Here is a 10,773-nt window from a genome sequence, read left to right as displayed (position 1 = left end):
ATTCGCTGGGACGGTATCAGCGGCACACCGGAGCTTCCCGCCGGTACGCCGGTTTATCGTGACGACCAGGTGTCGTTTACCACCACGCAGGCGGTCAGGGCGTCCGGTGGTGTCCTGCGGGCGCCTGTTACGGCGGATGTGGCCGGTGCGGCAGGCAATACGGATGACGGTACCGCCCTGAGGCTGGGAACACCTGTGAGTGGCATTCCTTCCACGGGGTATGCGGACACCCTGACAGGTGGTACGGATGTGGAGGCACTGGAAACCTGGCGGGCGCGCGTGATGGAGCGTTACTACTGGACCCCGCAGGGCGGTGCTGACTCTGACTATGTTATCTGGGCAAAGGAAATTCCCGGCATAACCCGCGCCTGGCCATTTCGTCACTGGAAGGGGAAGGGTTCTGTGGGCGTGATGGTGGCGACCGGTGACCCGGTGAACCCGGCTCCGGCTGATGATCTGGTACAAACCGTCCGGGACCATATTTTGCCGCGGGCGCCGATCGCCGGCAGCGGGCTGTTTGTGTTTCCGGCGACGGAGAAAATCATTCCGATGACCATTGCCCTGCTGAAGGATACGGTGGAAATCAGGGCGGAAGTGGTCCGGGAGCTGAATGCGATGATGCTGCGTGACGGTGAACCATCCGGAAAACTGCGCAAATCACGTATTGAGGAGGCGATTAGCCTGGCATCCGGTGAAGTGGCGCACCAGCTCCGTGTACCGGCAAAGGATATTCCCCTGGGGCAGACGGAACTGCCCGTGCTGGGTGACATTACCTGGGTTACCTATCAGGAGGGCGTGTAGTGATGGCGCTGAATGATGAATATACGCAGTTGCTGTACAACCTGCTGCCGCACGGGCCTGCGTGGGAAGGGGATAATCCGCTGATTGAAGGGCTGGCCCCGTCTCTTACGCGGGTGCACCAGCGCAGCGGTGACCTGATGCGGGAGATTGACCCGGCGCAGACGACCGAACTGATTGACAGATATGAACCGTTGTATGGTCTGCCGGACGCCTGCGCACCTGATGGTGTTCAGACACTGCGCCAGCGCCAGCAGCGTCTGGATGCGAAAGCCAACGTGGCCGGGGGGATTAACGAGCAGTTTTACCGGAACCAGCTGAATGCGCTGGGCTATACCACGGCCACGATTGAACAGTTCCAGCACCTCGACAGTTCGCCGGACCCGGAATGGGGAGAGGACTGGCGTTATTACTGGCGGGTGAATATTCCCGCTGATGCCGGTATCAACTGGCAGACCTGCTGCAGTACCTGCGACTCCGCCATCAGAACATGGGGGGATGTGGTTGCAGAGTGTGTGATTGAGAAGCTGGCGCCGTCGCATACGGTGGTGCTTTTTGCTTACCCGGAAGGAGATGAAGATGCACCGAATTGACACGCCCACAGCCATGAAAGATAAGTTCGGGCAGGGGAAGAACGGTTTTATCAACGGTGACCCGACCACAGGGCGCCGCGCCACCGATCTTAACAGTGACATGTGGGATGCGGTGCAGGAGGAGATTTGTACCGTTATTGAAAAAACAGGCGTTGCGCTGGATAAGGCACAGCACGATCAGCTGTATAAGGCGATTGTCGGCCTGATTACTGACGCTGTGCCTGATGCGCTTTTGCGGAAAAATAATCTCTCTGATGTACCAGACAAGGCACTGGCGCGGTCGACGCTGGGGGCTCAGGCGCTTGATGCCACGCTGACTGCTCTTGCAGGCCTGGCTACTGGTGCTAATAAGCTCCCTTATTTCACCGGTACTGATACCGCCGCGCAAACCGATCTCACTCAGACAGGCCGAGACATCATCGGAAAAAGCTCTGTTGCGGACGTTCTCCAATACCTTCAATTGGAGGAAACGATAAATAAGGCTGCCGGAGCCATGCAGAAAAGCGCCAACGGCAGTGATATTCCGAACGTGGCAGCGTTCAGAACGGCCCTGCAACTTGGGGGCGCGGCACTGCGTAATGTAGGGATCGGCAGCGCTTCTAACCTCGTGGATATGGACAGCATCAGGTCGTTAATGGGCGGAAATGGCTACATTCAGATCCCATCCATTGCAACCACTGGCAATAACTTGAAGGTGTTCTTACAATGGGGAGTCACTCAAGTGGCGCCCAATAGCTCTAATTCGTACAACGTTAACATTGCATTTCCGAACACCATTTTATTTGCAGTGGGTAACCGATGGGCAAATGGTTCTAACGCGTCAATGAACGTCAATCCCACCGGTACGCAGCAGATTACAATTCAAAACTGGGCACCGAGTGGAGCCAGTGAAAATTGCTCATGGATTGCTATAGGATACTAATGTGATGAAAGAAGCAAAACTGCAAGACAGTCCGGTAGTGTATTTATTTGCCAATGGTCTTTTTTATCCAAGCAATGAACAGTACAAAGAGATACCAAACGATGCTATAGAAGTACGTGAAGACGAGTTCATGAAGGCCATGAATAGAAAGCCGGGAGAAACATTTGATGTCAGTTTATCCGGCGACGTTATTATTCATGAGGTTCCTCAGATAACAATTGAGCAGTAGATAGAGCAGCGCAAGATAAACCTGCGAAAAGTGGCGGATTATGAAATAGATTGGAGACAAGACGCAGAGAAATCGGGGGAAGCTACTGACAATGAGTTGTCAGAATTAGCAGGATGGAGAAATTACAGAATAATGTTAATGCGCGTTACTTCCTCGAATCAAGAGTTTCCGCCAGTTCCTGCGTAAGTGCTATAAAAGCGGTGGTGTCATTTTTTAGATACCACCGCCAGAAAAAGAACTATGCTTTCTGCACAAATTCGGTGTTGTTGATAGATGCTCTCTTCTTCAAAACCCAATTAGCTAATGGTTTCTCTATGATTTCATGTGCGAAGATTCCCAGTAGTATCGCAGAAAATATAAGTATTACATTAGATGTGTAAATATTTTCCACATTAAACTTCAGTAGAATAAATCTCAAGAAATACCCAATTGGCTCGACACTTTGTGTTGAAAAAATATACAGGTGACTTAGGTAAATTGAGTATGAAGCCTCACCAAGATAGACAAGTGATTTTTCTATCTTTGAGGTACCGCACTTGGTTAGAGATATAATACACAAAACTAGAAATGAGGGGATTGATGAGTTAATTAAAAGGCTTGATTGGTAGTCAAGGCCACCTTTCATGTTATTACCAATCATTTCTAGTGAAAATATAACGATGCATGCGCACACCACGTATGAAATGAGTTTGGAAGGTCTTACCTGTATTTTATTATAAATGCAAGCCCACAAAGATCCCGCAATAAAATCGAGAACAATAGTGTTCCCAAGGACGTTCTTAAGTGATGTATCGTACCAGCCCACATAACCAATTTCATATTTATATTTGATAATTGTCATTATGGACACAATGGCAACTGAGCAAGCTATTGAAGATTTTATTTTATTTCTAAAAAAGAATGAGATTATCGCGAAAATTACATAGAAATACATTTCATATGCTAACGTCCAGTTAACATAGTTAGCTCTATCATAGCTTCCATGTAATGGTGGAATTAGCGTTGTATTGTGAAATAAGTTATAAAGTTTATCTGCATCATTCCATTGCATAAAAGATGATAAAATCAGAGGCGCGGATATAACCAAATAAATAGGATATATCCTCATTACTCTTGCCTTTAGAAACGACAACCCAACCCTTGAATCCTTAAATGTATACGTCATTAAGAATCCACTCAACACAAAAAACAGGTCAACCCCGATCACGCCAAGATCACCAATATTTATACCGGGTATTTTCATTCCCGAGTGAGTGATAACAACGGATATCGCAGCAAAAGCTCTTAATATCTGGAGTGAATTTATATTTTTCTGTTGCATCTGTGGGTCCGAAAAGCGTGCGTAAAAGTGAATTTTATATGCATTCTAAACACAACTCAAATTCAAGTGGCGAAAATCCTAATTTTTAACATCGCTTCGGGATTTACGTAACAAAACCGCCGAAAAACGTCGATGAACGATTCATCTTGCGCTAATGTTTCATGCTTTCTCGTCAAGTTGTCTGCTCTCCATTTCCTCATAGACAATCTGTTTTATCATCAGCAAAACGAAGTTCTCATAGATGGGTTCTTGCATGTTATGGGTGCTCTGGCGGAGATGGAGCGATAGTTGATTGTTGAACGTACCCAAGCAGGTCTGGCTGTTGCGCGTGCGAAGGGAAGGGGTGGTGGCCGTCGGCCTAAATTCACTAATGAGTAGTGGCGGGAAATGAGGGCAATGCTTGCGGCTGGCGAGTCACGGCAGAACGTGGCGAGCATTTATGGCGCTGGAATATCAACGCTGTATAAGAAGTTCCCGGTGAGTTGCTAATGGGTGCCGCAGCTCCCGTATGCAAGAGGGGCTGCGGCTGGCTGCCTGGTGTTCATGCCGTTGGCAGCCAGCGCGTATTCTATCTCATTAATGACACATGTTCTGGTTAATTTGACGACTACCCAGTGATGTACAAAAGAGCTGCTGCAAGGTTGGTGCGTGTCCGAACTTCGTCCGAATATGTCCGAAATTTTCAGTAACTACATGATTTTTAGTGACCGAAAACACACCTTTCGGTGAGTGATTTTTGTACTGTAAGCGGCGTAGCTTATTGAGATATATATGGAATTTTAATTTCAGGTAAAAACAGGAATCGTATTCGGTCTCTTTTTATCTGTCTTTCTTTTCAGCAACCTACGGATACGTATCCGAAAATGTCCGAAAATCACCCGAAATCCCATATTCGGTGTTCCTTGTTATATCATATAGCGTTGAGTGTTCACAATTCATTTACAAATAAAAGTTAAATCATCAGGTACTCTTTTTCCGGTGCTCCAGACATTTGTGCGGCTCACCTGTTGGCGCGTCAATCACAGGGACAGACGGGACCTGCCGATTGCAGCACGGGATGTGTTGCCGGCTCTCGCCCATTTTCTCGGAGCGCCAGGTGATGGCGGATCTTCATAACGAAGCTCGGCCCAACACTTGAGCGGTACGAGTTTCCCACCGACCTAGATAGTCAGCCACTATATACTGTGTATATAATCAGTATTGGTTAGGGCGGATCATGCCCGGTGAAGATGACGTTCAGCCCGTATTCAGAACTGTTGTGCTGTGCTCATTGGCAGTTGTTAGTAAAACACGAGTCTGTAGCGGCGGTATCCAATGCATTGAATCATGTGCAGTCTAACAAGGAAAATATAATGCAAGTAAGCATGAAAGCTAGAATCATTAAAATCTGTAATGAAAAGATAGCTTCTAAAGGAAGCAATGTCGGCCTCTCCTTTTATGCTTTTTTTTCGAACAAAAATGAAGATCCAGAGGCGCTTATGGAGGTAGCCCAGTGGTGGATTATGGAGATGAAACTGGATCACTTTGAGAAAGCCGAGAAAATTAAGTCTCTCGTTTCACAACTGTAAAGGAAGAGAATAGCGTTTTGGCTATGGTGACTTCCATCATCAACGATGCGCGCTCTTTCCTGTATATAGCTGATAAATCGGTGGGTGAGTTTGCTGACGGCATGAAAATACGGCGGTTCTGCACTAAAATGAGGCTATCCAATCAGGCGCACATTAACCCACAGAAAGCCTGAAAAGGATGCCGTTTTTACAGAATGATTCAGCCTCTAACCCAAAGGAAATCATTGTGCGCCATACGTTATTTTCCTTATCAATAGCGGCATTGTTATTGCTGGTCGGCACGCTGGTGATCAACTGGCAATTGTGGCACTCCGCCGATACAGAAAGGGCGGCGACAGCCATGCATATTGCGCAACGAATCGATGCCATCCTTGACGAGGCGAGTAGCGCAACGAAAACGGCGATGCGTGTCGCCCTCAATGGTTGCTCAGCAGAGGGGGAGTTCGAGCTCGGGACGGAAGCGGCGCTGAAACCCCATCTGCGCACTATCATCATCCTCAAAAACGGCAACGTCTGGTGTTCATCACTGCCCGGCAACAGGGTGCTTATCGTGAAGCCTGAGGCCATTTCCGATGACAACCTGCTGCTCATGATGCCACAAAATATGGTGAACGAGTTACCGGTGCTGCTTTTTCAGACGCCGACTCCGGCAGGCAAGGTTATCGTGAGTATCAGCGATGCGCATATTCGCGATGCGCTTAACAGCTCTATTGAGAAAACCGCTTTCTCATTGGTTGTTAGCAATCGAGTTTTCGACCGCGAGGGAAACGTGATTGCCCTGAAAACTCTGCCGATGGCAAATTCCACGCGGGCAGCCTATTCGTCCACCCGCTATCCTTTCCGTATTGAATACCACCATCCCTCTTTTTTCAGTCTCTCAAGACTTGCGCAGCAAGGCGCGGGGTCTTTACTGATAGTCTTCTTGCTTTCGTTCGCGGTTGTGTTTTTGCTCCGCCAGTATAGGAATAAATACACCACACCCGAGGAGAATTTACGTCGGGCGATCGAAAAGGGGGAAATTATCCCGTTCTATCAGCCGGTGGTGAACGGAAAAACCGGCGCATTGTATGGTGTAGAAGTGCTTGCGCGATGGAAGCACCCTAAAGCCGGGTTTATCTCTCCGGCTATTTTTATCCCGACGGCGGAAAAAACCGGGCTGATTGTGCCTCTGACGCAAAGCCTGATGCGGCAGGTTGTCGCGCAACTCAAACCGATACTGAACAAACTGCCGGATGGATTCCACATTGGCATCAACTTTAGCGCATCACACATTAACGCCCCCTGTTTTATGCGGGACTGCATGCAGTACCAGGAGGGGTTTTCGGGGAAGAAAGTGAAGCTGGTGCTTGAAGTGACAGAGCGTGAACCGCTGCTTATCAATGCCGACCTGATTAACAACCTCAATACCCTGCATGAAAAAGGGTTTGCCATTGCGCTGGATGATTTTGGTACCGGGTATTCGGGGTTGTCGTATCTAAATGATTTACTTATTGATTATATAAAGATTGATAAAAGCTTCGTCAGCCGCGTAAGCCAGGTCACGGATTCCACCCGGTTACTCGATTGCGTTATCGAGATGGCGAAAAAACTGTCATTACGCATTGTCGCTGAGGGGGTTGAGACGAAAGAGCAACTGGATTATTTGAACCGAAATGACATTACGTTGGTGCAGGGATATTATTTCTGGAAACCTGTTTCTTATATCGACTTAATCAAAATATTGCTTTCAAAAAGCAAGGCGGAAATCGATGAGTTATAAGGGTATGTTTCCGGAAAGTTCCAGCCAACGCCTGCTGCAGGCATTGGCTGAAAATGACCATTACTTCTTCTTATAAATATTTGCGGAGGCATGAATTTTATTGTTGGTATTACCTGATGTGAGTATCAGCACATCAGCCCCTTGTTCATCCGCCTTTTTAATAAGCGCCGCTTTGGCGTCAGATGCTGCAGCCTCGTTAGAGACAGAAATAGTGCCTATTTTATTATACTGAGAAGCAACTTTGTTAAATGCCTCATGGGTCATTAGCTCAGCCGCGCTGACACTGGTGATAAAAGAGAACGCAGTCATTGCAATCATCAGGTTGGGAAGTATACGCATGATGTCATCCTTAGCATTGTTTATGGAGGTTATTTTGATATTAAGTGCTTAATCTAGCGAAATATCAGAAACAGGACAGTAAACAACCAGTGTGGAATTGTTGCGTTGCGTAATATTAATATCTACACTATTTTCTCTACGCCTTTAGAGTATGGCCTATAATGAGTATGGTTATGCGTTAAATTTGGCTGTTTTTTGTTTAAAAATAAACAAGCTGGCGCAGTGGTTGATGCCAGCAGGGCTTAGCGCTTGCTGGGAATGACCATGAGTGTGAATATCAAACCGCATACAGGAGAGAGGAAAAGATATAACATTGTCACCAACTTATCTCCTCCAGTCAGTTTCATGGTCAGAACGTATATTAATCCCGCAATCATGACCATGGTGATAAAAGAGATTACAGCACGCGCCATTCCCAGAGTCTGCTTTACGTAACCGCTGATTCCCAGAAGACATATTGCAAGAAAAATCAAAGCATAATTCATTGATATCACTCCTTTTATGTAAATCTGGCTGACATATTGTGAAGCTGATGAGTCGGGATAAGCAGGTGTTGGTCATTGATACTGAGCGCGGAAATTATCAAAGCGTTGGGTTTCAAGCCTTGATAAAAAAATCCCCTTTACCTCGCACAGTAAAGGGGAAAGCTTGCAATGAATATTATATGTTTTCGGACTCATTTGACGGCATTCACAGGGATATGCAGTGCCGTCTGGGTTGGTCTGAATGATTGCGCGTCCAGTGCATGGATATCAGCAGACCTATGAAGCGCGCCGCGTTTTGCCGGGATGTACAAGAACGCTGCGTGACGTCATGGCCGAAATAATAGAGATCGGGTCGGTTTAGCTCAAACGACAAGTTGTTTAAATCTGAATTTCTGGATGTAGGGGGCGGTTATTCCGGTGTGACAATACCGGGATAGAGCAGGGTTTCCAGATAACTGACCATTGTCCAAAGTTGATCGCTAAAGACGAACCAGATGCTGCAGCAAAGGATGAGCAGGATCATGACTATCATTACTACTTCTGTTTTGCCCATGGTCGGAACGTTTCGCAGACGTGCAGTCAGGTTCAAGTGGAAAGGAGAGGATAGGATAGTAGCGAAACCGGGGGGCGGATTGCAAACAGGAGAGGGAGAACCCCCATGAAATGGGGGTAAAGGGGTTATTGATCGCCGTGATGGGGGAACAGTTGGTTGAACTGTTGCGCCATTTCATCGAGCAGCGCAAAGCGGCGGCGGTACTCAGCCCGCTTCTTACTAGCGATACTCTCCAGCGTTTTACGTTCCTGCTGTAGCGGCATTTGCCAGCGGTACTTGTTCAGCTGTTTACCTTCGATGGAAGCCCAGAACTCGTCATAGCTGGCGTGGAAATGGCGCCCTTTACTTAGACGATAGCGCAGCGCGCGGAATACGTGACCGTTGTCGCTGACGCCGGTTATCCGGGTAATTCCGCACTCTGCGGCCAGCAGCCCGAAAAACTCAATCAGAATACGTTTAGGGAACAGGCCGTGGCAGGCGCGGGTTGCGACCTTAATCACCTCATGCGACACGCTGCGGCGCGGGCCCTGCAAACCGCCGATCACCAGTTCCCAACCGTCGGCGATTTTCACCACGCTAAATGTGGCGCTGGCCAGCAACGTCTGTTCCCCGTCAAACAGCCAGACGGTACTTTCGCCCTCGCGCTCGGCTTTTCGTGCGCAAGAGAGGCACAGCGTAAACCGGCTTTCGTCTTTGCCTTCAATCTCCAGGACGGCAACCGGGTCAGGGGCCGTCAATGCCGCCGCCAGACGAGGGCTTTTTAAGGAATCAATGAACTGATAGTGGCTGATGATGGCGTCAGCGCGCTGGCCGGAAGAGAGCCCCAGTGCCAGATACTGGCGATGCGTCTTGCTTGGCAGCGTCACCTGGGCGCCCAGCAGGGAGTCAAAGTCCTCGCGCTGTGAGAGGCTGTCCAGCATCCGCCGCGTGGAGGAATAAAAGAGCAGCGTACGCAGGAAAAACTTCAACCGGTAGTCAAACTTCCGCCAGATCGGGGCTGGTGTAATATTCCCTCTGACCAGTTCGGAAATAAGGTGGGTACGCACTGCTGCGGCGTGAGTGGAATACTGGGGGTTGTCCGACACGATAAAAACCTCTTTGTAGTTGCGCAGGTATTCTAGAGACCTCGCTTCATCATCATAAGGGCTACCCGGTTATATTAGTCGTTCGTTTAGTTTTTGTTTAAGTTTGTGGATTTGTAACGGGTCGTGACAGTGGGTTGCCTATACTGAATATAAGAGGAGGCGCCTATGTACCAACGCATTGAGGGGGACCAGTGGCGACATATCTGGCTTACCGGCGATGTGCATGGTTGCTATGCACGTCTGATGGCGCAACTGAAGTCGCTGAAATTCAATCCTTATGAGGATCTCCTGCTTTCGGTCGGCGATCTGATAGACCGTGGGCCGGAAAGCCTGAAGTGCCTGGCGCTTATCGAGCAAAAATGGTTTGCCGCAATCCGCGGGAATCATGAGCAGATGGCGATGGATGCGCTGAGCTCGCGGCAACTTGCGCTGTGGGCGCTCAACGGCGGCGACTGGTTTACCCGTAGCTCGTCGGCGGAAAAATTGCGTATCGTCGCGTTGCTGGAGGCGTGTCGGCTCCTGCCTTATATACTCGAAGTTCGCTGTCAGTCCGGAGTGAACGTGGTGGCGCATGCGGACTATCCGGCGGAGGTCTACCGCTGGCAGCAGGCGGTTGATCGGGAGCGCGTGCTGTGGGACCGGCAGCGGTTAACCGATCATCTTGCCGGGCGGCATACCGGGCTTCACGGCGCCGATCACTTCTGGTTTGGCCATACGCCGCTGAAGCAACGTTATGATTTTGAAAATCAACATTATATTGATACCGGTGCGGTATTTGGCGGGGTATTAACGCTGGTACAGTTGCAGTAATAAGGCAGAGGTCTGGAAATAAATAACCCGCCTTAGGGCGGGTTCCTTTGGCATCATGCAAGGCGCATGACCCAGGCGTCAGAATGACGGTCGTAACGATGACGATAAAGGACGGAGTGTTTGCCATTGAGAATGGCCGGAACGCTGGTGTCGGCGTCCCAGGCATCCAGTTGCATGCATAAGTCAGGGTCGGATTTACAGGGGATGATTAACGTTCGCTCCCCGTGCTGTTCACTATGCAACTCGGCGTCATCAATTTCGAATGCGCCTATGCGTACGCAGGTTTTCATCATAGTGCTCTCCAGTGTCTG

Annotated in this window: 14 protein-coding genes and 1 pseudogene; 9 read left to right on the top strand and 6 right to left on the bottom strand. The window is 48.9% G+C overall.

Features of this window, described 5'->3' with window-relative positions; all coding sequences use genetic code 11:
- The 5 genes from JO226_RS12455 to JO226_RS23325 form a co-directional block, all read left to right on the top strand.
- Window positions 1-801, top strand: an 801-nt coding sequence (locus JO226_RS12455; protein WP_293592513.1) for a baseplate J/gp47 family protein, incomplete at its 5' end; no start/stop codon positions are given.
- 2 nt (window positions 802-803) lie between these two features.
- The gene (locus tag JO226_RS12450) at window positions 804-1,391 is read left to right on the top strand and encodes a putative phage tail protein (RefSeq protein WP_293592511.1); all 588 of its coding nucleotides are present in this window, start codon (window positions 804-806) and stop codon (window positions 1,389-1,391) included.
- Window positions 1,378-2,313 (top strand): hypothetical protein, encoded by a 936-nt coding sequence (locus JO226_RS12445; protein ID WP_293592509.1) that lies wholly within the window; start codon window positions 1,378-1,380, stop codon window positions 2,311-2,313. The genes JO226_RS12450 and JO226_RS12445 overlap by 14 nt, the downstream gene beginning before the upstream one ends.
- Window position 2,314: 1 nt before the next feature.
- Complete coding sequence (locus tag JO226_RS12440; RefSeq protein WP_293592507.1) at window positions 2,315-2,542, top strand: hypothetical protein; 228 nt, start codon at window positions 2,315-2,317, stop codon at window positions 2,540-2,542.
- A complete protein-coding gene (locus JO226_RS23325; RefSeq protein ID WP_367273557.1) occupies window positions 2,543-2,728 on the top strand; it encodes a tail fiber assembly protein in 186 nt (61 codons plus the stop codon).
- A gap of 52 nt (window positions 2,729-2,780) precedes the next feature.
- Here JO226_RS23325 and JO226_RS12435 read toward each other — a convergent pair whose 3' ends face one another.
- On the bottom strand, window positions 2,781-3,863 hold the full coding sequence (locus tag JO226_RS12435; RefSeq protein ID WP_293592505.1) for an acyltransferase: 1,083 nt from the start codon (window positions 3,861-3,863) through the stop codon (window positions 2,781-2,783).
- 246 nt (window positions 3,864-4,109) lie between these two features.
- Between JO226_RS12435 and JO226_RS12430 the strand changes: the two are divergent.
- From JO226_RS12430 to JO226_RS12420, 3 genes and pseudogenes are all read left to right on the top strand, one after another.
- Window positions 4,110-4,352, top strand: a pseudogene (locus tag JO226_RS12430) (helix-turn-helix domain-containing protein); the annotation flags it as partial.
- Between the two features lie 863 nt (window positions 4,353-5,215).
- Complete coding sequence (locus tag JO226_RS12425) at window positions 5,216-5,431, top strand: DUF6500 family protein (protein WP_293592519.1); 216 nt, start codon at window positions 5,216-5,218, stop codon at window positions 5,429-5,431.
- A 178-nt stretch (window positions 5,432-5,609) separates the two neighbouring features.
- Window positions 5,610-7,190 (top strand): cyclic diguanylate phosphodiesterase, encoded by a 1,581-nt coding sequence (locus JO226_RS12420; protein WP_293592503.1) that lies wholly within the window; start codon window positions 5,610-5,612, stop codon window positions 7,188-7,190.
- 60 nt (window positions 7,191-7,250) lie between these two features.
- Here the strand turns inward: JO226_RS12420 and yahO are convergent, their stop codons facing one another.
- The 4 genes from yahO to JO226_RS12400 form a co-directional block, all read right to left on the bottom strand.
- Entirely contained in the window at window positions 7,251-7,529 is a 279-nt protein-coding gene (gene yahO / locus JO226_RS12415) for a DUF1471 family periplasmic protein YahO (RefSeq protein ID WP_293592501.1), read from the bottom strand.
- 242 nt (window positions 7,530-7,771) lie between these two features.
- The gene (locus tag JO226_RS12410) at window positions 7,772-8,014 is read right to left on the bottom strand and encodes a DUF2545 family protein (protein WP_293592499.1); all 243 of its coding nucleotides are present in this window, start codon (window positions 8,012-8,014) and stop codon (window positions 7,772-7,774) included.
- Window positions 8,015-8,423: 409 nt separating this feature from the next.
- Complete coding sequence (locus JO226_RS12405) at window positions 8,424-8,567, bottom strand: Ecr family regulatory small membrane protein (RefSeq protein ID WP_293592497.1); 144 nt, start codon at window positions 8,565-8,567, stop codon at window positions 8,424-8,426.
- Between the two features lie 125 nt (window positions 8,568-8,692).
- Entirely contained in the window at window positions 8,693-9,652 is a 960-nt protein-coding gene (locus JO226_RS12400; RefSeq protein ID WP_293592495.1) for a VirK/YbjX family protein, read from the bottom strand.
- Window positions 9,653-9,817: 165 nt separating this feature from the next.
- Here JO226_RS12400 and pphA point away from each other — a divergent pair, with 165 nt between their 5' ends.
- Window positions 9,818-10,462, top strand: a complete 645-nt coding sequence (gene pphA / locus JO226_RS12395) for a protein-serine/threonine phosphatase (protein WP_293592493.1) — start codon at window positions 9,818-9,820, stop codon at window positions 10,460-10,462.
- Between the two features lie 53 nt (window positions 10,463-10,515).
- Here the strand turns inward: pphA and JO226_RS12390 are convergent, their stop codons facing one another.
- A complete protein-coding gene (locus tag JO226_RS12390) occupies window positions 10,516-10,752 on the bottom strand; it encodes a YebV family protein (RefSeq protein ID WP_293592517.1) in 237 nt (78 codons plus the stop codon).
- Between the last annotated feature and the right edge of the window lie 21 nt (window positions 10,753-10,773).

The sequence above is a fragment of the Pluralibacter sp. genome, assembly GCF_019237635.1.
Taxonomy (GTDB): Bacteria; Pseudomonadota; Gammaproteobacteria; order Enterobacterales; family Enterobacteriaceae; genus Enterobacter_B.
Note: the sequence above shows the minus strand (reverse complement) of the source record. Positions and strands in the feature narration are given on the sequence as shown.